Here is a 25,211-nt window from a genome sequence, read left to right as displayed (position 1 = left end):
CATGTCAGGACCTTCCACTATTTGAACGTTTCAATCAGGGGCCAGTGGGTGCCGCCCCTGTCGGCGGCCGATGGCGCGATGGGGCGGCTGGTCAGCTCCCGGCTTTGTAGTCGGCGTCCATCTCCGTGAGGAGCTTGTCGGGCGTGGACTGGCCGCTGAAGATCTCCTGGAGGCCGCTGAGCATGGTCTGCTGGACCTTGGCGTTGGGCCAGAGCTGGTCCATGAACGGCACGGTGCGGTTCGCCTTGATGAACGTGGAGAGTTCGGTCAGGGACGGGTCGACCGCGACGCCGGTGTCGGGGAGTGAGGGCAGACCGCCCTGCTTCTTGACGAACAGGTTCATGCCCTGGGGGGACATCACGAAGTTCACGAATTTCAGGGCCAGTTCGCCGTTCCTGGCCTTGGCGTTCACTCCGTAGCCGGCGCCCGCGGCGGCCGGGATCAGGGTCGTTGACGGCTCGTCCGTGGCCGGCAGCGCCTTGAAGGTGAATGTCCCCTGCGGGTTCTTTCCCTTGAGGAGGGCGATCACCCAGTTGCCCTGGACGATGCCGAGCGTCTTGCCGGTGGCAGCGAGACCTTGGCTGGCTTCGTAGTTGGTCCCCAGGGGGTTCTTCTGGAAGCAGCCGGTCTTCTCCATCGTCAGGTACTTGTCCAGGGCGGTGGTCCACGGCGACTTCTCGAAGGTGACCTGTCCGGACTGCATCTTCTGGTCGAAGTCGCGGTCCGGGCCGTAGACCGTCGTGGAGACCAGCGCGTACAGCACGAGTTGGGTCACCCAGTTGTCCTGGTTGCCCAGCGCGAACGCGGGCGTCCCTTTGGCCTTGGCGGCCCGGCAGAAGGCCAGCAGCTTCGTCCAGGTGTCCGGCGGGGTGAGGCCCGCCTTGTCCATGGCCTGCTGGTTGTAGACCGCGCCGATGCCGTTCTGCCCGAAGATGGCGTTGTACGTCTTCCCGTCGTACTGGGCGACGCTCTTGATGGCGGGCGGCATCTTGGCGGCCCAGGGCTGGTCCGAGAGATCCCGCAGGTATCCGGGCTTCGCCAGGACGTGGGTGGCGCCGGGGTTTCCGTTGCCCGGCCACACCGACATCACGTCGGGTGCGGTGCCCGAGGAGAGCTGGGTGCGGATCTGCTGCTGATACTGGTCGGCTCCGCTGGTGGTGTAGCGGACCTTGACGCCCGGGTTGGCCTTCTCGAACGCCTTGACGACGTCCTCGACGGAGCCCTGGTCGACGGAGGCCAGCGTCAGAGTCTTGGATCCGCCGCCGGAGCCGCCCGCCTTGGTGCCACCGCTGCAGGCGGCCAGCAGGGCGGTGGCTGTCACCGCGGCCAGCAGGACCGCTGGTGTGCGTGTCTTCATGATGTCTCCCTGGGAGAAGGTGCCGCGGCCGTGCGTGGCGGGCGGGTGTGGCGTGTCATCCGCGCAGCCCTCCCGCGAAGCCGTTGATGATGCTGCGCTGCAGCAGGAAGTAGACGATCAGGACAGGCAGGATGCTGATCACCAGTGCGGCGAAGATGAGGTTCCAGTCCGTGACGTACTGGCCGACGAAGCCGGCGATCGCGACCGGCATCGTCTGCTGCGCGCTGCCGCTGAGATACAGCAGCGGGGTGAAGAAGTCGTTCCACACGGCGACCGCGTTGAGCACCAGAGCCGTCACGGTGATCGGCTTGAGCATCGGCAGCACCACGTATCGGAAGCCCTGAAGCGGGGTGCAGCCGTCGATCAGCGCGGCATCCTCGAAGTCCCGGGGCAGGGCGCGCAGGAAACCGACGTACAGGAAGACCGTGAACGGCACCTGAAGGCCGGAGTAGAAGAGGACCAGCGCCCATGGGGTGCCGAGGAGGCCAAGGTCGCGCATGGTCTGGTAGAGCGGCAGTGAGGCGAGTTGGAAGGGCAGCACCAGCCCGAGGAGGACCAGCAGATAGGTACCCCGGGACCAGCGTGAGGCGACGCGGGCCAGTGGATAGGCGGCCAGGGAGGACACGGCCAGCACGATGGCGACACTGCACGCCGTCACCAGCACGCTGTTGGCCAGCGCTCCGCCGAGCGCGCCCTGCTGCCAGGCCTGTGTGAAGTTGTGCAGGGTCGGTGAGGCGGTCGGCGACAGAGGCGAGGACGTGTCCGATGCCGGTCGCACCGCGAGGTTGACCAGGACGTACACCGGGAAGCCCACGAACAGGGCGGTACCGATCATCACCAGTTCGAGGGCGAGGGTGCGGGGGCGGTAGCGGTTCATGACACGGCCCTCTCGTTGCGGGCAAGGGCCAGGTACTGCCCGGTGGACACCACCGCGACGATGATCGTCAGGACAACCGCGAGGGCGATGCTGTAGCCGAACTCGCCGAGGGTGAAGGCGTCCTTGTAGATGAGGGTCGACAGCGTGTCGGTGGCGTGCCCGGGTCCGCCCCCCGTCAACGCGTAGACCTGGTCGAAGAGTTTGATCCCCCCGATGATCGACAGCATCAGGTTGATCGTGAACGCCGGGGCGAGCAGCGGCCTGGTCACCGACCAGAAGCGCCGTACCGGACCGGCGCCGTCGAGCGCCGCCGCCTCGTGGATCTCCTGGGGCACGGACTGCAGTCCCGCCAGGAAGATGACCATGGAATAACCGGCGAACTGCCACACGATCACTCCGACCACCGCCCAGAGCGCCAGGCTCGGGCTGCCCAGCCAGTCCTGCTGCCGGCCGTCCAGACCCACCGCGCCCAGCAGGGTGTTGACCGCCCCGTCCGGGCCGAGCAGGTTCCGCCACAAGTAGGCGGTGACGATCGGAGTGATCACGGCCGGTGCGAACAGGAACACGCGGAGCAGGTTGCGGGACTTGATGGCCGTGTTGACCCCGAGGGCCAGCAGCAGCCCCACCGCGTTCTGAATGACCGTGATCGACACGGCGATCAGCAGCGTGTGCCAGATGGCCTGCATGGCATCGGCGTCGTTGAACATGTCGGCGAAGTTGCCCAGCCCCACGAAGGAGAAGTGGGGGTCCAGGCCGTCCCAGTCGGTGAAGGCGTAATACACGCCGCGCACGCTCGGCACCAGGACGACGAAGGCGAACAACAGCAATGCCGGCAGTGCGAACCACCAGGGCGGGGTGTTGTGGGCACGGCGCGCCTTTGCCATCGGCCCCGATCGGGATATTCGGTCGTGGTCCGGGAGTTGCTCGTGCGGGGCGAGGGTCACAGGCGGACCCCTTCCTTGAAACGTTTCAAGCGACGACACGGTCAGAGCTTCCGTCGACTCGACACCGTGAGGCGGCCGGTCGGCTTCCAGGTCTTGGGTGTGGTGGCGGCACCGGGTGCGGCGACCCGGCCCCTGGCTGTGGGTAACGTTCCCCAAAGGGTGTTGCCAGACCCTAGAGAGCGTCCCGCGTGACGTCAAGGTGCCGCGCATGCTGCACGTCTGTTACATCGACGGTGCCGTCCACGACCGCGGCGAATGCGGGGCTCAGAGAGGAAAGTCTTACTCAGGTGGGGCTCCGTCCGTACACTCTGCGGCAACGTTTCCCACTTCGACGGAGGGCGCCCGGATGGAGCAGCCAGCACCGCCGCGCCGCGTCACGATCGTCGACGTCGCGCGTCACGCCCAGGTGTCCACGACCGCCGTCTCCAAGGTGCTGCGCAACGCCTATGGAGCCAGCCCCGAGATGCGCGCGAAGGTGCGGAGGGCGATCGAAGAGCTGGGCTACCGGCCGTTCGCCGCCGCCCGGGGCCTGCGCGGGCAGACGTACACCATCGGCGTCATGCTGCCCGACATCCGCAATCCCTTCTTCCCCGAGATCCTCGACGGGATCACCGGCCGGCTCGCGGACACCGACTATCAGGTATTCCTGGGGCCTGGCGGCTGCAACGACGAGAAGGCGGAGGCACGCGTCACCGAGGCAATGATCGACCGCGGGATGGACGGCATCGTCCTGATCGCCCCCGTATCACCGCGCACCCATCTGGAGCACGTCGCTGCCGTCGTACCGACCGTGGTCGTCGGCCGCCATGGACATTCGCCGGTGTACGACACCGTGACGGACGACGACGTGGCGGGGGCGTCCCTGGTCGTCGGTCACCTCGCCGGCCTCGGGCACCGCCGGATCGCCCACATCGAACACCACGAAACCGACCCGACGCGCATCGCTGAGATGCCCAACGCCCAGCGCGCGGACGGCTATCGGCTGGCCATGCACTCCCTCGGACTCGCGGCGGAGATCGACGTCGTCTCCACCAGCTACACCCAGCGGGGCGGGTACGAGGGAGCCAAGGAACTGCTGGCGCGTCCCCGTCGGCCCACGGCCGTGTTCGCCGGTGCGGACATCGTTGCCATGGGGGTGCTGGAGGCCTTCACCGAAGCCGGGCTGTCCGTTCCCGGCGACATCTCGGTGGCCGGCTACGACAACACGACCTTCGCCGCCTTCGGCCCGATCTCACTCACGAGTGTCGACCAGGCGGGCACCGAGATCGGCAGCAACGCCGCGCGCCTGCTCCTCGAGCGGATCGCCGACCGCCGGAAGACTTCGGTACAGGTCAAACTCTCTCCGAGCCTGGTACCGCGACGGACCACCGCTCCGCCTCCGGAGTAGAGCGACGCACCGGCACCTGGAATCCGTGTTCAACCGATCGGTTGAACACGGATTCCACCTCTGGGAGACCTCGTCCCGCCGTACGGACGACGCGAAGTCGAGTGGAGCCGCACGAGAATGAGCATCGCCCATGGCGCGCGCCGGGCCTTCTGTGCCACCCCCCTGAGAAAGGTCTCCTCGCATGCCCAGCATCCCCAGCAGACGACGTGTCCTCGCCGTCGGTGCCGGTGCCGCCCTCGGCGCCGGTGCCTTCGGCGCCTCGGCCATCCCGGCCTCGGCCTCTCCGGCCGCGTCGGGGCGCTCGAGCGGACGCGAGGAGACGAGGTCGCTCGACGAGCTCTATCAGGCCGCCCTCGCGGAAGGCGGGAAGCTCGTCGTCTACGCCGGCGGTGACACGCCGACGCAGCAGGACGGCACCAAGGCCGCATTCCAGGACCGTTTTCCGGACATCGACCTGACGCTGATCGTCGACTACAGCAAGTACCACGACGTGCGGGTGGACAACCAGTTCGCCACCGACACCCTCGTTCCGGACGTCGTACAGTTCCAGACGCTCCAGGACTTCGACCGCTGGAAGCAGCAGGGCCGCCTGCTGCACTACAAGCCCGCCGGGTTCTCGAAGGTGTACGACAAGTTCAAGGACCCGCAGGGCGCTTGGGTGGCGACGGGAGCGATCGCCTTCAGCCTCTTGTACAGCACGACGGCGGTCGGCTCGGGCGTGCTGCTCACCCCGCGCGACCTGGTCGACCCGCGGTGGAAGGGCAAGATCGCCTCGTCGTACCCGCACGACGACGACGCGGTCCTCTACCTCTACACGCTGTACGCCCAGAAGTACGGCTGGGACTGGGTGGCCGGACTTGCCGCGCAGGACGTGCAGTTCGCGCGGGGCAGCAACTCCCCCGGCGACGCCGTCTTCGGCGGGCAGAAGCCGATCGGTATCGGCACAGCGGGTTCGGCGGTCCCGTCCACGTCGTCCCCCGTGAAGTTCGTCATCGACCCGCGCCACCCGTTCGTGGCCTGGGGCCAGCGCACCGCGATCCTCAAGCAGGCCGAGAACTCCACTGCCGCAAAGCTCTTCCTCAACTGGCAGCTGTCCACCGAGCACCAGCAGCAGTCCTTCAACGGCTGGTCCGTGCGCACCGACGTCACTCCCCCAGCGGGCCTGAAGCAGATGTGGGAGTACCCCAACGCCCACGTGGACGGCTTCCCCCGCTTCATGGCCGACCGTGCCGAGGTGGAGCGCTGGAAGCAGACCTTCGCCCTGTACTTCGGCGAGGTCAAGGGCGCCCCGACACCCGGCTGGCTCGGACTGCACCCGGGCGCCTGAGCACTCCGCTGGAAGTGCCGCGATGTGCCGTCGATCGTCTGCGGCACCATCGTGGCTGGTCGCACCCGCGCGGCGGAGCCGCACATGGATGCAGCCCCGCGGCCCCTGCGGGGCGCTGTACCGCACCGGGCTTCACCAGCCACGCCCAGCCACCGGCCCGGCTGCCGTTCCGCACTCTTCCTCCCGGCGGAACGGCAGCCCCGCTCTTCACATGAGTCATACAGTCGACGGATAGACTCGGCCCCCCTGTCCCAATGGATCATTCATCCAGGGGGTTTGTCGTGTCCGACTCCGGCCCCGTCCACGCTTCCGTGCCGGCCGACCGCAGACGGTTCGGCCCGAGGCAGCTGCCGCACCTGCTGTTCTTTCTTGTCGTCGGTGCCGCGCTGATCCGTCTTGCCCGTCTGAACACCCCGCTGTGCTGGGACATCGTGACCGTCAGCGGGCTGCTCGCCGTGACGTACGCGGTCGGCCTGGCGCGGTGGAGCAGGTGGGGCAGGCTCGCCCGGCATACCTGGGTCGCGGCCCTCCTCCTGCTGTGGACGATCCTCGTGCTGCTCACTCCGCCGCCCCTGACCGGCGCCTACGTCTGGTGCGCCGTTCCGCTGGCGTGCGTGGTGCTGGACGCGCTCGGACGCCGTACCGCCGCGGTGGCGTTGACCGCCGTCACCGCCCTGCTCGTCGGTCAGCTGACCCGAACCGCGGGCGGGTTCGACCCGGAGATGGTGCTGATCCCCGTGGCTGCCGTATGGGGCACGGTGGCGCTGTACCGGACGCAGCAGCGGAACGTCGTGGAGCGCCAGCGTCTGGTCGAGGAACTGCGAGGCACCCGCGACGTACTGGCGGACGAGCGGCATCGCAGCGGCACACTCGAGGAACGCGCGCGCATTGCCCGGGACCTGCACGACACACTCGCCCAGGAGCTGTCCGGCAGCCTGATGCTGCTGCAGGCGGCGGAACAGGACTGGGAGGAACGGCCCGACGTGGCCCTGACCCGGGTGCGCGCAGTCGCCGACGGCCTGGACGCGGGGCTCACCGAGACCCGGCGGATCATCCAGGACCTCGCCCCGCCCACGGTCGCCGAGGCCGGGTTGGAGGGTTCCCTGCGGTTGCTGTGCGGGCGGGCGGAGCAGATGGGCGGCGCCGGGCAGGTGGGGTTCCGCACGGTCGGAACCCCGGCCCTCGGTCTGGACGAACAGACCGCCACGACCTTGTTCCGCGTGGCGCAGAGCACGCTGGCGAACGTCCGCGAGCACGCACGGGCCACCAGTGTGTCGGTGACGCTGCGCCATCTCACGGACCGGATCGTGCTGGACGTGTACGACGATGGTGTCGGCTTCGATCCCGCCCGCGTCGGCGGGGCCGTCCGGCGGGGCCGGGGGTTCGGGCTGCCCTCGGCCCGGGCGCGGCTGTGCAGGGACGGCGGTGATCTGGAGATCGACAGCGCCCCGGGGCGGGGTACGCGGATTCGGGCCACTGTCCCGATCCGTGGGGTGCGGCCCGGTCCTGAGGTACCCCTCTCCGCGGCAGCGGCCCGATGACGGCCGCAACGCGGCGCGTGCTGATCGCCGATGACCATCCGGTCGTACGGGCCGGGCTGCGAGCCCTGTTGGAGGGTGCCCCGGACCTCGACGTGATCGCGGAGGCCGGCAGTGGCGAGGAGGCCGTACGCCTGGCGCTCGAGCTGGCACCCGATGTCGTGCTGATGGACCTGCGCTTCGCGGGCACGAACTCCGGCATCGACGGGATCGAGGCGATCCGCCGGCTGACCGCCCAGGCCCCGGGCATGCCCGTGGTGATGCTGACCAGTTATTCAGGACGGGCCGACGTCGTAGGCGCGCTGGAGGCCGGCGCACGCGGCTACGTCCTCAAGGCGGGGCCGCCGGAGGACCTTTTCCGGGCCGTGCGCAGCGCCGCCGAGGGCGGCCTGGGCCTCGCGCCGGAGTTGGTCGGCGACCTCGTCGGCCAGGTGGTCAGCCCTGCACCGGAGTTGACACAACGGGAGAAGGAAGTCGTCCGGTTGATGGCCGACGGGAACAGCAACCGCTCCATCGCGCACGCCCTCTACCTCAGTGAGGCGACCGTCAAGACGCACCTGGTGCGCATCTACCGGAAACTCGGCGTCGACAACAGGGCGGCGGCGGTCTCCGAGGCGGTCCGCCGGGGGCTGTTGGATCTCATCTAGAGAAGCACCGTTCGGCTCCTGCAGTGGCAGATCGCGAGAGGCCGCGGCCGAGGACGTCCACAACCCGCCGACCGCCGGTGGCCCGGTTGCGCGGCATGATCAGTACGTTGCTGCCGGGCGGCCACTCGCTGCGCCTCCACCGCGACGAGGTCGTTGCGCGGGCCGAAGGCGTTGAAGGCGATGTTGCCGTACGGCAGAAGGCGCTCCCGGCCGTCCGGGCCGAGGCCGACCGCGTCCGGAAACGCCCGCAGCGGGAACGCCTGCGCCGGCGCGGTGAAAGCGTCGAACTCGGCTCCCTCGGCGAGGACTTGGTCGACGAGCTCCTCGGCCACCGGCTGCCACGTCTCGCGCAGGCGGCGCAGTGCGGGCGGGGTGAGGATCTCGCGCAGCACCCGACGCGGGGCGTCACGCCAGGGCGGGTCGGCCTCCAGCAGCAGGCTCGGCGGGCGCCACGGCTCCTCGTGCCGGAAGTTGGCCAGGCCCACGCCTGAACCCGACTCGAATCGTTGCCAGTCGACCAGGGCGGCGTGCACCTGCTCGTAGCGGGCCGGCGCGTGGACGTCGTAGCGCGACAGTTACACGACAGGACCGGCCTCGCGCAGGGCCCGGTGCAGCGGTTCGGGGTCCAGGAGGACCTCGGGGGCGAACGGGTCGGCGTCACTGACGGGCGTCACGACGGCACGCTTTTGCATGCGATCCCCCTGGCCATGTGTCGCCAAGGCGAACCCCTCCGGCAAGCGATCCGCCAGCTCCCCCGTCGGCTCGGCGAAGCCCTCACCCCACCCCGGGACCGTTTCTCCAACCGACGGCGGTACTCCCCCGCACGGCACATCGCCGCCACAATCGGATCCACGAAGACGACCGGAGCAACCGGCCCGTAGCCCCGACGGCTCAGCGACCGGACCGCAGCCGTCAATGCCGGAAACGACAGCTACGCCAGAGGGATGCCGAGTCGTTCCGCGAGCTCGTCGGCGCTGACGCCGTACGTCTCCCGGATCCGTACGCCATCGGGGCCCACGTCGAAGACCCCGTGGTCGGTGTAGACGCGGCTGACGCAGCCGACGCCGGTGAGCGGGTAGGTGCAGTGCGGCACGAGCTTCGGTTCGCCGGAGCGGGTGAAGAGCGTCATCATCACGTAGACGTCCTTGGCGCCGATGGCGAGGTCCATGGCACCTCCGACGGCGGGGATGTCCTCGGGTCTGCCGGTGGTCCAGTTGGCGAGGTCGCCGTCGAACGCGACCTGGTAGGCCCCGAGGACGCAGACGTCGAGGTGGCCGCCGCGCATCATCGCGAAGGAGTCGGCGTGATGGAAGTACGCCGCCCCCGGCAACTCGGTGACCGGGACCTTGCCGGCGTTGGTCAGGTCGGGGTCGACCGCGTCGCCCTCGGCCTTCGGGCCCATGTTGAGCATGCCGTTCTCGGTGTGCAGCACCACCCCGGAGTCGGCCGGCAGATGATCGGCGATCTTGGTGGGCTGCCCGATGCCCAGGTTGACGAAGGCGCCGGACGGAATGTCACGTGCGATGACGGCGGCCAGCTCGTCCATCGAGAGCCGGTGGTCGGCGCGCACCTGATCGTTTGGCGTGGTGGTCATCGTGCCCCCTGGACGGTGTAGCGGCGGGCCTCGACCTGGACGATCCGGTCGACGTAGATGGACGGGGTGACGACGGCCTCGGGGTCGAGCTTGCCGGGCTCGACGACCTCGTCGACCTGGACGATGGTCGTCGTGGCGGCCGTGGCCATGACCGGCCCGAAGTTGCGGGCCGTCTTCCGGTAGACGAGGTTGCCCATCGCGTCCGCGACGTGCGCGCCGATCAGCGCGTAGTCGCCCTTGATGGGGTATTCCAGCAGGTACCTGCGGCCGTCGATCTCCCGCTCCTCCTTGCCCTCGGCGAGCGGTGTGCCGACCGCGGTCGGGCAGTAGAACGCGCCGATGCCGGCACCGGCCGCGCGCATCCGCTCGGCGAGGTTGCCCTGCGGCACCACCTCGAGCTCGATCTTCCCCTCGCGGTAGAGGCCGTCGAAGACCCAGGAGTCCGCCTGGCGCGGAAAGGAGCAGAGCACCTTGCGCACCCGGCCTGCGGCCAGCAGCGCGGCCAGCCCGACGTCGCCGTTGCCGGCGTTGTTGGACACGATCGTGAGGTCCTTCGCACCCTGCCGGATGAGGGCCTCGATCAGATCGAACGGCATCCCGGCCAGGCCGAAGCCGCCGACGAGGATCGTGGAGCCGTCCTCGATCCCGGCGACCGCGGCGTCGGTGCTTTCGAGGATCTCCGCGCGGCTCATCGGCCCGACCCCGTGACAGCGCAGTTCTCGAGTACGACGGCCAGGCCCTGACCGACCCCGATGCAGATCGCGGCGACGCCGTAGCGCTGCCCCGTCTCGCGCAGCACCTTGGCCAGCGTGGCGAGGACGCGGCCGCCCGAGGCGCCCAGCGGGTGCCCGATCGCGATGGCGCCGCCCTTCTGGTTGACGATGGCGGGGTCGATCTTCCACGCGTCGACGCAGGCGAGCGACTGCACGGCGAAGGCCTCGTTGAGCTCGACCGCGCCCACCTGGTCCCAGCCGATCCCGGCCCGGGCCAGCGCACGGTTCGCGGCCTCAACGGGGGCGTAGCCGAAGGCCTGTGGCTCCAACGCCATCACACCCCGGCCGGCGATCCGGGCGATCGGGTCGGCCCCGATCGCGGCCGCGGCCTTCGCGCTGCCCAACAGCACCGCGGAGGCACCGTCGTTGAGCGGGCTGGCGTTGCCCGCGGTGATGGTGCCGCCCTGCTCCGCCGTACGGAAGACCGGCTTGAGCCCCGCCAGCACCTCCGGCGTGGATCCGGCCCGGATGCCCTCGTCGCGGGCCAGGTCGACGCCCTCGACCGGCACCACCAGGTCGTCGTAGAAGCCCGACTCCCAAGCTGCGTGGGCAAGTTGGTGGGAGCGGGCGGCGAACGCGTCCTGCCGCTCGCGGGAGATCCCGAAGCGTTCCCGGAGCTGCTCGTTGGCCTCGCCGAGGCTGACCGTCCACTCCTTCGGCATCCGCGGGTTGACCAGCCGCCAGCCGAGCGTGGTCGAGACCGCGGTGACATCGCCGGCCGGGAACGGCTTCGCCGACTTCGGCAGCACCCACGGCGCCCGCGTCATGGACTCCACGCCGCCGGTCAGCACCACCTCGGCGTCTCCGGACTCGATCGTGCGGCTCGCCGTCATCGCCGCGTCGAGGCTCGACCCGCACAGCCGGTTGACCGTGGTGCCGGGCACGCTCACCGGGAGCCCGGCGAGCAGCGCCGCCATGCGGCCGACGTTGCGGTTGTCCTCGCCGGCGCCGTTGGCGTTGCCCCACACCACGTCGTCGATCGCGGCGGGGTCGAGACCCGGCACCCGGGCCAGCGTCGAGGTGATCGCGGCGGCGGCGAGGTCGTCGGGGCGCACCCCGGCCAGCGCGCCGTTGAAGCGGCCGAACGGCGTGCGGGTGGCGGAGTAGAGGAAAGCACTCATGACAGCCACGCTAATCCCGGTCCGCGATATTCTGAAGTACGCATATCCGAGCCGATTGATATGGACGACATATGGATCTGCGCCACCTGCGGTACTTCGTGGCGGTGGCCGAGGAGCGCCACTTCGGTCGTGCCGCCGAGCGGCTCCACATGGCCCAGCCGCCGCTGTCCCAGCAGATCCGCCAGCTCGAAACCGAACTCGGCGTACAGCTGCTGCACCGCACCACACGCCGCGTCGACCTCACCGAGGCCGGCCGGACCTACCTCGAGCGGGCGCGCGCGATCCTCGCCGACGTCGACGAGGCCGGTCAGCTCGCACGGCTCGTCGCCGCCGGATCGGTGGGCCACCTCGCGCTCGGGTGCGTGGGCTCGGCGACGTACAGCGTTCTGCCCGCGCTGTCGCGACGGCTCACGGAGGACCTTCCCGGCGTCGACTTCTCCTTCCGCGGCGAGATGCTCGCGCCCGACCAGGTCGAGGCGCTGCGCACCGGCGCGATCGACGTCGCACTGCTGCGTCCTGTGGCCGCCGACCTCTCCCTCACCGTGCACACGCTGCGCCGGGACCGGCTCGTCGTCGCCGTACCGGCCGACCACCCGCTCGCCCGCAGGAAACGACTGCGGGCAGCCGACCTGGCCGGTGCCGACCTGATCGTGCACTCCGCCGACCGCCGGTCGGTGATGTACGACGTCGTGCTCGGCCTGCTGCGCGACGCGGGCGTCGAGCCGCGCATCCGCCACGAGGTCGGCGAGACCTCGACACTGGTCACGCTCGTGGCCGGCGGCCTCGGCGTCGCCGTCGTGCCCGAACCCGTGACAGCGCTGGCACTCGACGGCGTCGCCTACCGACCGCTGACCGGGGCCGACGCACGTGTGGAACTGGCCGTGGCCCACCGCGCGGACCGCTCCGAGCCGCACCTGGAGCGCACCGTGGGGATCATCCGGGCGATGTTCTGAGACGCACTTCGGACGCCGAACGGCGCGACGTGGCTGAACATGTGCAGCTGATGCTGCCCGGCGGGGTCGGGCAGGGCCACGGCGTGTCCGGCCGGACAGGTCACGACGGACCTACGGAAGCGTGTGACGGTACGGACGTCGGGCAGTGCCGGTGGAGCGGCGGCAGCAACTCCGCGAAGTCCCGCTCTGGTCGCGAACCACCCCAGGCCTCATCCCTCCGGTTACTGACGGGTCACAAGGGTCTGTAAGATCCACTCTGACCAACGCAGGCCCTAACAGGGGGAATCAACTCATGACCAAGCGCTTTTCCGTCCTGGCCGTCTCCGCGGCCATCGTCGGAGGCTTCTTCATCACCGCGGTGCCCGCTCACGCCGCCACGTCGGCCGACCGGGGCGAGGTTTCGCTCAAGGCCGCCGTCACCTGCAACACGAGCCAGCTGCGCCAGCAGATCGCCAGCCTCAAGACCAAGGCCGCGAAGCTGAAGCAGCTGGGGGAGACCGCGGCGGCCAAGAAGGCGCTCAACGACGCGGCCGCCCTCCAGAAGAAGCTCGACGCGTGCATCAAGGCTGACGACGACGCGAGCAAGCCGTTCCCCGGATAAGTTTCCGGTTTCGATGTGTGGCGCTGCCCGTCCTGTTCCATGGATGGGTGGCGCCACACGCTTGTCCGGCCAACTGAAGCCGCCGCGCGCATCACGTCACCTCGGGAGCCGCATTTCTTCGGTCCCCGGTGACGCGTGCGGAGCCCTCGGTCGCGTGGCGTCTGCTCCGTTCAAGCCGAAGGCGACGTTGAGTCCGGCTCGCTGCACGGTTCGCACAACGAGCCCATTACCGGTTGCGGGTGCCGGTGGGTGATCGGCCCTTCGCGACATGCTCAGGGATTCGGCAGAAGTCCTGGTCTGGCCCGGGGGGGCAATGGCGATTCACCCCGAGGCCGAGACGGCGACCTCTGGGTCGTACGCGTAGATCCAGCCGTTCGCCCTGAGGGGGTCGGCCTGCGCGTACGCCAGGTCGCGGGCCTGCTGCTCGAGGCCGTCCGGTAGGTGGTTGATGTGGGACCGTCCGTGGGAGACCTCCTGCAGGCGTGCCGTGCGGCGTCGGCGGAGTTCTTCGTAGCGTCCCAGCGCGGTCAACGGGCTGTGCGGGTTCTCCGCGAGACAGAGGGCCAGGACGGCGCCGTCCTCGATCGCCTGGGCAGCGCCCTGGGCGAAGAACGGGAACATCGGGTGGGCCGCGTCACCCAGCAGGGTCGCGGTGCCGCGGTTCCAGTGGTCGAGGGGCTCGCGGTCGAGCAACGCCCAGCGTCCCGGTGTGTCGGCCGACCTGATCAGCTCCACCAGACGCGGATCCCAGCCGTCGAACTCGTCGAGCAGTTCCCCGAGCGTCGCGGTGGCCGTCCACGACTCGACACTGCTCGAGCCGGCCGGTGCGAAGGCGACGAGGTTGACGTAGTCGCCGCCGGAGACCGGGTAGTGCACGAGGTGGTGGTCGGGGCCGATCCAGAGGGTCTGGGCGTGCCGTCTGGCGAATTCGGGTGCCTCGCGCGCCGGTACGAGGGCCCGGAAGGCGCAGATGCCCGACTCCCTGGCCTGTGTCTGCCCGACGATCGCGCTGCGCACGCGTGAGTGGATTCCGTCGGCTCCGATGAGGATGTCCGGGCGCACGGTCTCGCCGTCCTCGAACCGCAGCACCGCCTGGCCGCCTTCGAACTCGACCGAGACGCAGCGCCTGCCGAGATGGAGCGAGTGCTCGGGGACGGCCGACCTCAAGGCATTCAGCAGGTCGGCGCGGTGGGCGGTATAGGTGTGCTCGCCGTACAGGCGTTTGCAGCCGTCCTGGAGGTTCTCCGCGGACAGGACGGTGCCGTTCTCCCAGCGCCGGAACTCCCAGCCGATCTCCATCCGCACCGCGCGCTCGATGAACCGGTCCAGCACGCCGAGACGCCGGAGCAGGCGGGCGGCGTTGGGGGCGATCACCAGGCCGGCACCGACCTCGGTGAGGGCTGCCGCCTGCTCGTAGACGTCACTGTGGAAGCCCTTGTCGCGGAGGAAGGCCGCGGCAGCGAGGCCTCCGATGCCGCCGCCGAGGATCGCGATCCTGGGACCTGCTTCCGTAGCCATCATGCTCCTTCACTCCCGTTGGCCTCTGGCGAGGTGGTGACTGGTTGCCTACGTTCGGCAAAGTACGCACTGACAGAACGCCCATGCCTCGTGCGAACGAGCCGGGACGCACTGTCAGCTCCCGACTCTGGGATCTGCTGTTCGCCTTTGACCCCGACAACACCGAGCTGACCCTGGCCGATCTGGTCCGGCGCACACCGGCGCACACCGGCGCACCGGCATGCGATCGGCCTGCCGCCGTGGCGCCTCGGGACCCTCGCACCACGCGCCGAAACGCTGTGCAGCGCCGCCAACGCCGTCGGTCCGACATCACAGGTCGGCGGCCGGCCGCCCCAGCGCTGCTCGGGCGGCGGCAAGGTACGCCGCCGAGGGATCTCTTCGGAGCGAACCGCTGGATCCGCACGGTAGAGCGGTGGGATCACTCGATCGTGAGTTCTTCCACGGTCGCATCCTGTGTGCCGCGATGCTCGGAGTGGCGGTGTGCGCCCAGGGCCGCCTGGCCGTACGACGGACGAGGGAGACGGCGTGACGCGAGAAGCGGAACCGCGCGGAGGCCTGAACAGCGACAGCCAGGCACTCCTGCTGGCTGCCGGCCTGGCTGATCTGGCGGTGAGCACAGTGGGGTCGGCACTGGGGACGGTGCGAGGGCTGTTGCGCCGGTCGGATGCCACCGAGCTGGCCGGGGAGGCAGAGCGCGAACTCGTGGCGCGTGGGCGTCTGGTGCTGGACCGGTATACGGCCGCTCCCCCGGCCCACTTGGAGATCCTCGCCCAGCGTGCCCTGGCCCGGAGGGCCGCCGGTGGCGTATGAGCGGTGGGAGCCGGCCCTGTTCAAGGCCCGCGTGGACGAGGTGCTGCGGCAGTTCGTCGCCCGGGAGGCCGACGAGTTCGCGGCGGTCGATCCGATGCTCGGTGCCGTGGCCGAGAGGCTGGAGGCGGCGGTCGCACACGGCAAGCGGCTGCGGGCGGCGTTCTGCTACTGGGGGTGGCGGGCGGTGGGGCAGCCGGACAGCGACGCGCTGGTGCGGGCGGCCGCCTCGATGGAACTGGTGCATGCCGCCGCGGTCGTGCACGACGACCTCATCGACGACAGCCCGCTGCGGCACGGGCGACCCTCGACCCACGTCGCCCTGCGCGGGGCCGTGGGGACTCGCCCCGACGCCGATGCCGCAGGGCGGTCGTTGGCGATGCTGGTGGGAGACCTGCTGATGGCGCTGGCCGGGCAGTTGTTCGCCGCCAGTGGTCTGCCCGCCGCCTATCTCGTCCGGGCCCGCCCGTTGTGGGCGGTGATGGCCCGAGAGCTGATCGCGGGCGAGTGTCTGGAGATCCTGCGTACCGGTGCCGGTCCGGACACCGAGGCGTCGCTGAAGGTGATCCGGTACAAGACCGCCAAGTACACCGTGGAGCAGCCCCTGTTGATCGGTGGTGCGCTGGCCGGCGCGGGCGTGCGGCTGCGCGAGGGCTACTCCGCGTACGGACTGCCTCTGGGCGAGGCGTTCCAGCTGCGGGACGACCTGCTCGGGCTGTTCGGAGACCCCGAGCTCACCGGCAAGGCCAATGCCGACGATGTGCGCGGCCGACGGCCCACCGCGCTGCTGGCGGAGACATGGCGTCTCGCCGGCGACGCGGACCGGGAGTTGCTGCACACGCTGCTGGGCCGGGACGACCCGGACGGGAAGGGGCTGGACACGGTGCGCGAGGTGATGCGCCGGCTCAAAGCGCCCGACCGCATCGAGAGCATGATCGGGGCACGGGTCGAGGAGGCTCTCGGCGCCCTCCACGAGCTGGACCTACCGGCGCACGCCGCCGGCGGACTGACCGCGCTGGCGCATTCCGCGGCGGTACGCCTGTCCTGACCTCTCGCGTCCAGCACGAGCCACCACCCCGGCAGCCGGCCCTTCCGCCTGTCGTGGACGTTCCAGAGGAAGACGAGGAACCCTGCCATGGCCCACACCGACGCATCGCTGGACGCCCTGCGGCGAACCGGGGACGAACTCGCCGATGCCACTGTCGCCGAGCTCTTCGCACGCGGGGAAGTGGGTACGTACAACACCCTGATGCGGTACGTCTCCACCGCCGGCGCTCCCCTGCCGGAGGGGCTTCCCGACGTCGCGCGTGAGTACCTCGAAGCCACCCGCACCCCGCCGTCCTGGGTGGACTGGGCGGAGATGGAGAAGGCCCGGCTGTTCTTCATCGACAACAACGTGCACATCTCCACCGCGCTGTCCTTCGCCTCGATGCCCGCCTGCTACGTCGTCCCGCACGTGGCGAAGCTGCTGTCGGCCAGTCACGGCCTGAAGTACCCGTCCAAACGGATGGCGGAGACCGGGCAGTTCACCGTCCATCTGATGCAGCCCGACGCGTTCGAGGCCGGCAGCCGCTTCATCCCGGCCGCCCAGAAGGTGCGCCTTCTGCACGCCTCCATCCGCCACCACCTCACCCGCGAGAACCGCTGGGACACCGCGGCGCTCGGGACGCCGATCTGCCAGGAGGACATGATCGGCGGGCAGATGTTCTTCTCCCTGCTCGTCCTGGACAGCCTGCACCGACTCGGCATCCACATGTCGACCGAGGGCGCGGAAGCGTACTACTACGCGTGGCGCGTCGTCGGCGCCATGCTGGGCGTCGACCAGGACGCCGTCCCCCGAAACCTCGACGAGGCGCGCCGGTTCCTCGACCTGTACATGGTCCGGCACATGGGGCCCTCCGAGGAGGGCGCCCATCTGACCAAGCAGCTGATCGACCTCTACGAGGAGGTGGTGCCCGGCACCTTCTTCGACCCCATCGTCTCCGCCCTCATCCGCCACCTCATCGGCGACACCTGCGCCGATTGGCTCCACGTGCCGCGCACCTCATGGGACACCCTCGTCAAGGCAGTGCCGCACCTCCTCGGCGTCCTGGAGACCATCGAGGACCGCTCCCCGCTCGGCGCCTGGGCCCTGGACCGCCTCGGCCACCTCACCACGGTCCTCGAGCTGTCCTCCCTCACCCGTGGACGCGTCATGCACTACGCGATCCCCGAGACACTCAAGAAGGACTACGGCATCACCGGCGTCGTACCCCGCCCCCACCGGTGGACCCCACCGACCAGCACTGTCTGACGCCCCGCCCCGGGCAGTTCTGTCGCGATGGGCGTCACCCCGGTCTCCGGCGCGATGCCCGCTTGAGTCGCGGCATTGGCCGTGTCCCCGCCGATCTGTCGCATGACAAGCGAGCTGGAAGCACCGCGCGCGAGATCGTGATCAAGGGTCGGAGAGTCGCTCTCCGGTCGCGTCAACCGCACCGTCCTGCGTACGGCCCACCGCAGTTTCGACGGTCGGGCAAGCCGAAACGGTGACGGCCTGACGGCGTCGTTCGACCCGGGCCCGGTCAGCCTGCGTAGCGCCGGTGGAACCGAACTGAGGGCAGTCGCAGGCGGCCTCGGACTGACGGAGGACGCGGTCGTCGGCGACGCCCGCGTGGCGTCGAACGGGCGGCCGAGGCTTCTGCTGCCTATCCGATCCCGCGCCGCACTGGCCGAACTCACACCGGACTTAACCCTGTTGCGCGCAACCTGTGACCGCGGTCTGCCGGGCTGCTACGCCTACTCGCCCCCGGACCGACACGGCCGAGCAGCAGCCCGGATGTTCGCCCCGTCGATCGGCGTCCCCTAGGACATCGCCAACGCCAACAGCACGGCCTGCCTGGCAGCGCATGCTGCCGGGTTCGGCACACACCGCCTCGCTGTCGACATGGGTGATCACCTCGGCAGCCCGTCCACCATCACAGCGACCGCCCACCGCGACCGCACGGGACACCGGATCCGAGTCGGCGGCCAGGCAGCGATCGTGCGCACGGTCACGCGCGGAGGCCTGAGCGCTCAACGCGAGGGTTCCGGTGCGCAGCAGGTCCAACTGCTCCTGTGAGAGCCCGGCCCGTTCTGGCGGCATCTGCGGCAGGGGCTCAGGGTTGATGGCCGATCACGCCGTACTGGTGGGAACTCCTCCCTGCTTGTCGGCTCCTCTTCGTTCCAGTTCAGGCCGCCGGCGAGGCCGGTCATCAACTCGACCGGCTCCGACCGCAGCCCCAGCCGGTTGATCGAAGCCGTCCGACTTCGATGCCGTCTCCGTCGGCTCGCTGACCTCGACGGCGGCGAGTACACGTCACGGCGTCCGGCGACCCGCCGAAGGCCACCCAGGTGACCATGCACGGCTCGGGTGCGGACGGCCACGACATCGAACTCTCCCACACGGGCGAGTGACTCCGGCGGCAGGAGTGGCCGTACCGTTGGACGCCGCCGACTACATCGCCCCTGCCGCTCTCAGTCCTCGGCGACCCGCATGATCGTGCGGCCGGGGACACGCTGTCGCGAGGTGAAAGCGGCGGGCGCGTCGGCAAGCGACCGCACCTCACCGACGCGCACCCGCAGCCGGCCGTCCCGCAGACGCCCGGCGAGGTCGGCGAGGCGTACGCGGTCGGGTTCCACGACGAAGAACACGGTCTGCCCGTCGTCGGGGCGCACGGTGGGCTGATGGGCGATGCTGACGAGCGTGCCGCCGGGGCGTACGAGGGCGGCCGAGCGGTCGAGGATGTCGCCGCCGATCACGTCGAACACGACATCGACCTGGCCGGTGTCTTCCCACCGGTCGGTTTCCAGGTCGAGGAACGCGTGCGCGCCCAGGTCGAGGACGGTGTCCCGGTCGGCGGAGCGGCCCGTGCCGACCACGCGGGCTCCTGCTTCGTGGGCGAGCTGGACGGCGATCGAGCCGACGCCGCCGGCGGCTCCGTGGACCAGGACGGTCTGGCCGGTGGTGAGACGGGCGTGGTCGAACAGGCCTTGCCAGGCGGTCAGTCCGGAGATCGGCAGTGCGGCGGCCGCCGTGTGGTCGACGTCGGCGGGGAGCGGGGCGAGGTTGCGGGCTTCCACGGCGACGTATTCGGCGAGCGAGCCGTTGCGGGTCCAGTCGGTCAGTCCGAAGACTCGCTGGCCGATGGTGAGGCCGGTGGTTCCGTACCCGAGTTCCGTCACCACCCCCGAGACCTCGTGGCCGGGCACGCTCGGCGTGCGGTCGCGGCCGGCACGGTCGGTCCAGGTCGCGGGCCAGTCGAGCTCGCCTCGGGTGAAGCCGGCAGCGTGCACCCGGACGATGACATCGTTCTCGGCGGCATGGGGGTGGGGAAGATCCTCCAGGGTCAACCCCTTGAGCCCGGCCTCGCGATCCCGGACGGTGATGGCTCGCATGAGCGTTCCTTTCTGGGTGTGTGGAGAGTGGGCCGTGCAAGTCATCGCGGCCAGGGAGCGCCGATGACGCGCTCCACCATGGATGTACGGCGAAAACCGGGAACGAAGTGTTCCAGAATATCCGCGTTGACCGTCCCGTAGGTGGTGTCAGGGCGGTTTCTGAGGCCGTCGACGAATGCCTGAAGGAATTCCTTCTTGAAATCGCCGCGCGGGTGAACGGCGACGATCTCGTCCATCTGGTCGACTTCCAGTCTGTCCATCCCCCAGCCGATGGCGTCGGTCAGCACGCCGTAGTTGGTGGCGGCGACCTCGGGCTCCATGCGGCCGGGAATCCCCGGCGTCGTGTGCAGGGCGATCGCCTTCCAGGCCACCTCGGCGGCGCTCTCGGAAAACCCGCGGTCGAGCAGGAACTTCCGTGCATGGTCGGCGCCGTCCAGTTCGAAGCGCTGCTGCGTCTCGGAGAACGGGATCATCAGGCCCGCGTCATGGAACATCGCCGAGATGTAGAGCAACTCGGGATCGGGTCGAAGGTCCCTTGTCCGCGCGTGCAGAGAGCCGAAGAGAAATACCCGCCGGGAGTGGTGGAAGATCAGGGGGTTCGTCCTCTCCCGAAGAAATTCCGTGGCTTCCCTGACAGCCGATGTCTTGGGTATCTCCACCCCTGCGATGATGTCCGTCATGACGTCCCTGCTTTCCGATGCGATGCGCTACGAGGGGACCGTGCGTCCGTTCTCCACCGTGCCGACCGCACGGTCCGCGGCGCCGCCTCCGTCGGGCCATGAACCCCTCGAATCCGGTCATTCCAGGGTGGGCCCGTGAGCACCGACCCGCACCGGGTGGCCGTCCTCGTCTACGACGGCGTCAAGCTGCTGGACGTCGCCGGTCCCGCCGAGGTGTTCGGGGAGGCGAACCTGCTCGGCGCCGACTACCGGATCGCCCTGGTGTCGACGACGGGCGCCGACGTCACCTCTTCGATCGGCATGCGGATCGCCGTCGACGGCGGCACCGCCACGCAGCCGGACCCCGACACGTTCCTGATCCCAGGTGGAGACGTCTATCCCAGGACCCCCGTCACGCGCGAACTCGCCGAAGCGGCCAGGGATCTCGCGGCCCGCGCCGGCCGAGTCGCCTCGGTGTGCTCCGGTGCCTTCGTCCTCGGCGCAACGGGCCTTCTGGACGGCAGGCGGGCGACGACCCACTGGAAGATCACCGGCGAACTCGCCGCCCGGCACCCGAAGGCCCTCGTCGAGCCGGACGCCATCTATGTGCGCGACGGCACTGTCTACACGTCGGCGGGCGTCACAGCGGGCATCGACCTCGCGCTCGCTCTCGTCGAGGAGGACCACGGCCCCGACATCAGTCGGCAGGTGGCCCGGTCCCTGGTGGTCTACCTGCATCGATCGGGCGGACAATCGCAGTTCTCCGCTCCCCTGCAGGGCCCACCGCCCCGCTCGCCCGCCCTGCGCCGGGTCGTCGACCTGGTCACGGCGGACCCGGCCGGACCCTACTCCCTGGCCGACCTGGCGGGGCGACTCAACGTCAGTACGCGTCACCTCACCAGGCTGTTCCGCGAGGAGCTGGGCACCACGCCGGCCCGGTACGTCGAGTCGATCCGCTTCGACATCGCGAAGTCCCTTCCGGATCAGGGGTACACCGCCACACAGACGGCGTCCATGGCCGGTTTCCCGAGCTACGAGAGCCTGCGCCGCGTCTTCGCCCGCGAGTTGTCCATCAGTCCCGCCGCCTACCAGCGCCGATTCGCCACCGCGCGGCGCGAACAGGCCGGGTAGCGTCCGGGCGGCGGCGACAGCGTCGGTGCGGGTGCGTCGCTGTGGCTGCCGCCCCGTCGTGCTGGGCTGGACCGCCCAGAGCTCCGTACTCCCGAGGCGGCGGACCGGTGGGCCTGGCTGGTCGTCGCCGCCCACACCCGACTCCGCTTTGCCCGGCCACTTGCCGCGGATCTCCGCAGCTCTGGGGAGAAGTGGGCGAGCCCGGCCGGCTCACCCCCGCCCGGGTCCGCCGGGGGTTCAGAAACGGCCTGTGGCGGTTCGCTCCCGGCACGCACCCGGGCCGGTGCCACCCCCTGGGCGTCACGACTGGCCCCGCCGCTCGAAGTCCCCGTGCCCGCCGGCTACAACGACCTGTTCGTGGACCCGGAGATCCGTGATCACGTCGGGGTCGTCTGGTACCACCGCGAGGTACGCGTCCCGCGCGGCTGGACCGGCGAGCGCGTGGCCCTGCGCTTCGGCTCGGTCACCTACGCCGCGCAGATCTACGGGGACGAGCGGCTCGTGGCCGAACACACCGGCGGCTGCACACCGTTCGAGGCGGACCTGACCGGTGTCGTGGAGCCCGGGGCCGAGTTCCGGCTGACGGTCGGTATCGACCACCGGCTGACGAACGTGACGATCCCGCCCGGCACCGTCACGACCGGCCCCGACGGCCGCGAACGGCAGTCGTATCTGCACGACTTCTACAACTACGCGTGCATCGGCCGCCCGGTCCGCATGGACAGCACGCCGACGACCTTCGTCGAGGACGTCACCGTCGTGACCGGACGGGACGGCGCGGCCGGTACCGTCGGCTACCGCGTGGAGCGCGCCGGCGAGCGCACCGACGCGCTCACCGTGCGGGTGTGCGCGGTGGACGAGGCCGGCCGAACCGTCGCGGAAGGTGAAGGCCCCGCGGGCGCCCTGCGCATCGAGGACGTCACGCTCTGGCAGCCGGGCGCGGCTTATCTCCATGACCTCGTCGTGGAGTTGGCCGTGGCCCGCGAGACCGTCGACAGCTGCACCCAGCCCTTCGGTGTCCGACCGTCGAGGTGCGCGGCACCGACTTCCTCATCAACGGCGACCCCTTCTCCTTCACCGGCTTCGGCCAGCACGAGGACACCCCCGTCCGGGGCAAGGGCCACGACGAAAGGCCGTCCCTCTGCTGGGAGGACGGCCGAGGTCCGGATGCACGGCGTGCGAAGCTACGTCGCGCGGGGGGGCCGTTCCCTCGTCGGGCCGAAGACCCAAGGGGCATCCGCACCCGATCACGGCGCGGATGCCACCGCGGAGTCAGAACATCGTGTTGTCGTTGGCGCTCTTCTCCGGCACCTCCTGGATCACGTCCCAGTGCTCGACGATCTTCCCGTCGACGACGCGCCAGAAGTCCGCGACGGCCATGCCACGGTCGCCGGGCTTGAGGTGCAGGTTGCTGTGGGTGACCACCATGTCCCCTTAGGCGACCGCGCGCTTGATGTCCAGGCGCAGGTCGGGAAACTGCCCGCGCAGCCAGTGGACATAGCCGACGAACGCCTGCGGACTGTCCTGCGCCTCGGGGTTGTGCTGGATGTAGGTCTCACCGAGGTGGGCTTCAGTGGCCTGTTCCGGCTGGTAGTCGTTGAACGCCTGCTGATAGAAGGCGACCACCAACGCCTTGTTGTCCTCAGCCGACATGCGCATCTCCTGCCTTGTGGTGGTATGCAACACGTCAGTCGGTCATGGCGTCGCGGACGAGTGCGGTGTCGACAAACTGCTCGAAGCGGACGATGAGTCCGCCGCGTACGACGAAGTGGTGCGCGACGCGTACGTCGATCCCCTTGCCTGTGGCCTTGTTGACGGCGGTGTAGCGGGCCAGGACGACGACGTTCTCGCCGTCGACGACGTAGGTGTCGTCGTGGGCGGTCCAGTTCTCCCAGTCCTTGCCGAGCTGTTCCATGACGTTGGACGTGACGCCGTCTGGGGTGCGATAGGTGCCGGCCAGCGGGAAGCCGGCCATCTCGGTCCACTCGACGTCGGGCGCGAGGGTGGCCCGTAGCGCTTCCAGGTCCCCGGCGGCCGAGGCCAGATACTGGCGCCGTACGACGTCGGCGGGTGCGGTGGAGGTGGCGAACTCGCTCATGGTCAGCCCCACTTCATCTCGCCCTTGGCGACCTTCGCTCCGATCTGGGCGGCGATCAGCATGCCGTTGTCCGGGTAGCGCGCGATGAGCGCTTCGGTCAGCGCGGCGCCGTCGGCCGCCTTGCCGAGTTCCTCCTCGAAGGCGAGCAGGTAGTCGCGGGTGGCGGTGATGGCGGAGGCGTCGGCGGCGGTGTCGGGCAGGCGGTGGCCGGGGACGACGAGCTGCGGGTCGAGGGCGGCCATCTCGTCCAGCAGGTCGATCCAGGCCGCGCGGGACTCGGGGGTGGCGGTGTCGGCGACCCAGACGTGCTCCTGCTGGAACAGCAGGACGCCGCCGAGCAGGGCGCGGTGCTCGGCCTGCCACAGGTAATGGCGGTCGGGCAGAGCCGCCGGGCCGCCCTTGAGCTCGAAGCGGTGGCCCTCCAGGGTGAGGTCGCCGGTGAGCGGTTCGAGGTCGACCAGGCGGGTGGGGAGGTTGGGGCCGAGGGCCGCCCACGCCTTCAGCTTGCCCTCGTAGGAGTGCTGGATGTGCTCGATGACGATCGGGGTGGCGACGAACGTCGCGTCGGGGAACGCGTCGGCGATCACCTCGGCGCCGAAGTAGAAGTCGGGGTCGGCGTGGGAGACGAAGACGGTGGTGAGCTTCTTGCCGGAGTCGAGGACCGCGGCGGCCAGGCGGTGTCCGTCGGCACGGGTGAACGCGGCGTCCACCAGCAGGGCGTCGGTCTCGCCGGTGACGAGGGTGGCGGTCTTGTTCTTGGATCCGGCGGGGAAGTCGAGGTCGAGGATCGTGAAGTCGAGGGCGCTCATGCTCGGGGCTCCTTGGAGGGGTGGAGGGTTGCGGGGTCAGTTGAGGTGTGCGAGACGCCGGTCCACCTCGTCGGCGGTGGCGTGCCCGCGGACCAGGGGGACGACGTGCTCGCCGTCGACGGCGAGGAGGGTGGGGAAGCCGGAGACACCGAGCTCGGCGGCGCGGCGGAAGTCGGCGCGGGCCGCAGTCTGCGCCTCTGGCGCTTCGAAGGCGGCGACGACGGCATCCGCGTCGAGCCCGGTCGCCTGGGCGACCGTCCGGTACGTGGTCGCCTCCGACAGGCTCAGGCCGTCGACGTAGAAGGCGTGCTGCAAGGCCGTGGCCAGCTCCGCCGCGCGGTCGGGGGCCACCTGACGCACGGCTGCGACGCCACGGGCGGCGGCCTCGGAGTCCATCACGAACGAACCGTCGGCGATCAGCCGCTCGTAGGCCTGGCCGAACGTGGCGCCGGTCTGCTCGGCGATCTGGGCGTTGGCCCCCTGGACGTAGCCGAACTCGCGGATCGGGACCCGGCGCCCGCCGGTGAACAGACCGCCGGAGACGACCTCGACCGGCAGGTCGGGGTGGCGCGTGGTGATCTCGCGCAGGGTCGCGGTGAATCCGTGCGACCAGCCGCAATAGGCGTCGAAGACGTAGACGAGCTTCATCGAGGACCT

At 69.9% G+C, this 25,211-nt stretch carries 26 protein-coding genes and 3 pseudogenes; 14 read left to right on the top strand and 15 right to left on the bottom strand.

What is annotated here, in order from left to right; all coding sequences use genetic code 11:
- Positions 1–91: 91 nt before the first annotated feature.
- The 3 genes from OG841_RS44930 to OG841_RS44920 are packed head-to-tail and all read right to left on the bottom strand — an operon-like array spanning position 92 to position 3,118.
- Positions 92–1,357 carry an ABC transporter substrate-binding protein gene (locus OG841_RS44930; RefSeq protein WP_371570061.1) on the bottom strand — a complete coding sequence of 422 codons (1,266 nt, stop codon included), beginning with the start codon at positions 1,355–1,357 and terminating at the stop codon, positions 92–94.
- 55 nt (positions 1,358–1,412) lie between these two features.
- Positions 1,413–2,234: a carbohydrate ABC transporter permease gene (locus OG841_RS44925; RefSeq protein WP_328636076.1), complete on the bottom strand. Its 822-nt coding sequence runs from the start codon at positions 2,232–2,234 to the stop codon at positions 1,413–1,415.
- Positions 2,231–3,118: a carbohydrate ABC transporter permease gene (locus tag OG841_RS44920; RefSeq protein WP_365121308.1), complete on the bottom strand. Its 888-nt coding sequence runs from the start codon at positions 3,116–3,118 to the stop codon at positions 2,231–2,233. Before OG841_RS44920 ends, OG841_RS44925 begins: the two co-directional genes overlap by 4 nt.
- Positions 3,119–3,524: 406 nt before the next feature.
- On the opposite strand from OG841_RS44920, the gene OG841_RS44915 reads away from it, so the two are divergent.
- From OG841_RS44915 to OG841_RS44900, 4 genes are all read left to right on the top strand, one after another.
- Positions 3,525–4,565, top strand: coding sequence for a LacI family DNA-binding transcriptional regulator (locus OG841_RS44915; protein WP_365121305.1), 1,041 nt, complete (start codon positions 3,525–3,527; stop codon positions 4,563–4,565).
- Positions 4,566–4,746: 181 nt separating this feature from the next.
- Complete coding sequence (locus OG841_RS44910) at positions 4,747–5,892, top strand: ABC transporter substrate-binding protein (protein ID WP_365121303.1); 1,146 nt, start codon at positions 4,747–4,749, stop codon at positions 5,890–5,892.
- Positions 5,893–6,173: 281 nt separating this feature from the next.
- Positions 6,174–7,433: a sensor histidine kinase gene (locus tag OG841_RS44905; RefSeq protein WP_365121300.1), complete on the top strand. Its 1,260-nt coding sequence runs from the start codon at positions 6,174–6,176 to the stop codon at positions 7,431–7,433.
- Positions 7,430–8,077 carry a response regulator transcription factor gene (locus tag OG841_RS44900; protein ID WP_328636081.1) on the top strand — a complete coding sequence of 216 codons (648 nt, stop codon included), beginning with the start codon at positions 7,430–7,432 and terminating at the stop codon, positions 8,075–8,077. Before OG841_RS44905 ends, OG841_RS44900 begins: the two co-directional genes overlap by 4 nt.
- On the opposite strand, the gene OG841_RS44895 is transcribed toward OG841_RS44900, so the two are convergent.
- The 4 genes from OG841_RS44895 to OG841_RS44880 form a co-directional block, all read right to left on the bottom strand.
- Positions 8,074–8,610: a hypothetical protein gene (locus tag OG841_RS44895; protein ID WP_328636082.1), complete on the bottom strand. Its 537-nt coding sequence runs from the start codon at positions 8,608–8,610 to the stop codon at positions 8,074–8,076. The two genes, OG841_RS44900 and OG841_RS44895, sit on opposite strands and share 4 nt — an antisense overlap.
- 398 nt (positions 8,611–9,008) lie before the next feature.
- Entirely contained in the window at positions 9,009–9,671 is a 663-nt protein-coding gene (locus OG841_RS44890) for a 3-oxoacid CoA-transferase subunit B (protein WP_328636083.1), read from the bottom strand.
- Positions 9,668–10,363, bottom strand: a complete 696-nt coding sequence (locus tag OG841_RS44885) for a 3-oxoacid CoA-transferase subunit A (protein ID WP_365121295.1) — start codon at positions 10,361–10,363, stop codon at positions 9,668–9,670. The genes OG841_RS44890 and OG841_RS44885 overlap by 4 nt, the downstream gene beginning before the upstream one ends.
- Positions 10,360–11,565 carry a thiolase family protein gene (locus OG841_RS44880; protein WP_371570056.1) on the bottom strand — a complete coding sequence of 402 codons (1,206 nt, stop codon included), beginning with the start codon at positions 11,563–11,565 and terminating at the stop codon, positions 10,360–10,362. Before OG841_RS44880 ends, OG841_RS44885 begins: the two co-directional genes overlap by 4 nt.
- 71 nt (positions 11,566–11,636) lie before the next feature.
- On the opposite strand from OG841_RS44880, the gene OG841_RS44875 reads away from it, so the two are divergent.
- Positions 11,637–12,518: a LysR substrate-binding domain-containing protein gene (locus OG841_RS44875; protein WP_328636086.1), complete on the top strand. Its 882-nt coding sequence runs from the start codon at positions 11,637–11,639 to the stop codon at positions 12,516–12,518.
- 292 nt (positions 12,519–12,810) lie between these two features.
- Entirely contained in the window at positions 12,811–13,119 is a 309-nt protein-coding gene (locus OG841_RS44870) for a hypothetical protein (RefSeq protein ID WP_328636087.1), read from the top strand.
- A gap of 321 nt (positions 13,120–13,440) precedes the next feature.
- On the opposite strand, the gene OG841_RS44865 is transcribed toward OG841_RS44870, so the two are convergent.
- On the bottom strand, positions 13,441–14,640 hold the full coding sequence (locus OG841_RS44865; RefSeq protein WP_328636088.1) for an FAD-dependent monooxygenase: 1,200 nt from the start codon (positions 14,638–14,640) through the stop codon (positions 13,441–13,443).
- 522 nt (positions 14,641–15,162) lie between these two features.
- Here OG841_RS44865 and OG841_RS44860 point away from each other — a divergent pair.
- From OG841_RS44860 to OG841_RS44845, 4 genes are all read left to right on the top strand, one after another.
- Entirely contained in the window at positions 15,163–15,447 is a 285-nt protein-coding gene (locus OG841_RS44860; RefSeq protein WP_328636089.1) for a polyprenyl synthetase, read from the top strand.
- The gene (locus OG841_RS44855; RefSeq protein ID WP_328636090.1) at positions 15,437–16,492 is read left to right on the top strand and encodes a polyprenyl synthetase family protein; all 1,056 of its coding nucleotides are present in this window, start codon (positions 15,437–15,439) and stop codon (positions 16,490–16,492) included. Before OG841_RS44860 ends, OG841_RS44855 begins: the two co-directional genes overlap by 11 nt.
- An 87-nt stretch (positions 16,493–16,579) precedes the next feature.
- Positions 16,580–17,737, top strand: coding sequence for an oxygenase MpaB family protein (locus tag OG841_RS44850; RefSeq protein WP_371570052.1), 1,158 nt, complete (start codon positions 16,580–16,582; stop codon positions 17,735–17,737).
- Between the two features lie 630 nt (positions 17,738–18,367).
- Positions 18,368–18,541, top strand: coding sequence for a hypothetical protein (locus OG841_RS44845; RefSeq protein WP_328636092.1), 174 nt, complete (start codon positions 18,368–18,370; stop codon positions 18,539–18,541).
- Positions 18,542–18,936: 395 nt separating this feature from the next.
- Here OG841_RS44845 and OG841_RS44840 read toward each other — a convergent pair whose 3' ends face one another.
- Both OG841_RS44840 and OG841_RS44835 read right to left on the bottom strand, forming a co-directional pair.
- Entirely contained in the window at positions 18,937–19,857 is a 921-nt protein-coding gene (locus OG841_RS44840) for an NADP-dependent oxidoreductase (RefSeq protein WP_328636093.1), read from the bottom strand.
- 41 nt (positions 19,858–19,898) lie between these two features.
- Positions 19,899–20,537, bottom strand: coding sequence for an HD domain-containing protein (locus OG841_RS44835; protein WP_371570050.1), 639 nt, complete (start codon positions 20,535–20,537; stop codon positions 19,899–19,901).
- 135 nt (positions 20,538–20,672) lie between these two features.
- Here OG841_RS44835 and OG841_RS44830 point away from each other — a divergent pair, with 135 nt between their 5' ends.
- From OG841_RS44830 to OG841_RS44815, 4 genes and pseudogenes are all read left to right on the top strand, one after another.
- Positions 20,673–21,647 (top strand): GlxA family transcriptional regulator, encoded by a 975-nt coding sequence (locus OG841_RS44830; RefSeq protein WP_371570048.1) that lies wholly within the window; start codon positions 20,673–20,675, stop codon positions 21,645–21,647.
- Between the two features lie 58 nt (positions 21,648–21,705).
- A pseudogene (locus OG841_RS44825) lies at positions 21,706–22,024 on the top strand (NF041680 family putative transposase); the annotation flags it as partial.
- Positions 21,978–22,610, top strand: a pseudogene (locus tag OG841_RS44820) (sugar-binding domain-containing protein); the annotation flags it as partial. The pseudogenes OG841_RS44825 and OG841_RS44820, both read left to right, overlap by 47 nt.
- A gap of 68 nt (positions 22,611–22,678) precedes the next feature.
- Positions 22,679–22,729, top strand: a pseudogene (locus OG841_RS44815) (hypothetical protein); the annotation flags it as partial.
- 190 nt (positions 22,730–22,919) lie between these two features.
- Here OG841_RS44815 and OG841_RS44810 read toward each other — a convergent pair.
- Genes OG841_RS44810 through OG841_RS44790 form a run of 5 tightly spaced genes read right to left on the bottom strand, consistent with a single transcriptional unit; the run spans position 22,920 to position 25,202 of the window.
- Positions 22,920–23,075 (bottom strand): nuclear transport factor 2 family protein, encoded by a 156-nt coding sequence (locus tag OG841_RS44810; RefSeq protein ID WP_328636098.1) that lies wholly within the window; start codon positions 23,073–23,075, stop codon positions 22,920–22,922.
- A 6-nt stretch (positions 23,076–23,081) separates the two neighbouring features.
- The gene (locus OG841_RS44805; RefSeq protein WP_328636099.1) at positions 23,082–23,300 is read right to left on the bottom strand and encodes a nuclear transport factor 2 family protein; all 219 of its coding nucleotides are present in this window, start codon (positions 23,298–23,300) and stop codon (positions 23,082–23,084) included.
- A gap of 34 nt (positions 23,301–23,334) precedes the next feature.
- Positions 23,335–23,745: a nuclear transport factor 2 family protein gene (locus OG841_RS44800; RefSeq protein ID WP_328636100.1), complete on the bottom strand. Its 411-nt coding sequence runs from the start codon at positions 23,743–23,745 to the stop codon at positions 23,335–23,337.
- A 2-nt stretch (positions 23,746–23,747) separates the two neighbouring features.
- The gene (locus OG841_RS44795; protein WP_328636101.1) at positions 23,748–24,554 is read right to left on the bottom strand and encodes an MBL fold metallo-hydrolase; all 807 of its coding nucleotides are present in this window, start codon (positions 24,552–24,554) and stop codon (positions 23,748–23,750) included.
- Between the two features lie 36 nt (positions 24,555–24,590).
- Positions 24,591–25,202 (bottom strand): DsbA family protein, encoded by a 612-nt coding sequence (locus OG841_RS44790; protein WP_328636102.1) that lies wholly within the window; start codon positions 25,200–25,202, stop codon positions 24,591–24,593.
- Between the last annotated feature and the right edge of the window lie 9 nt (positions 25,203–25,211).

The organism is Streptomyces canus (assembly GCF_041435015.1).
Taxonomy (GTDB): domain Bacteria; phylum Actinomycetota; class Actinomycetes; order Streptomycetales; family Streptomycetaceae; genus Streptomyces; species Streptomyces canus_G.
This window is presented reverse-complemented; position numbering and strand designations above follow the sequence as displayed.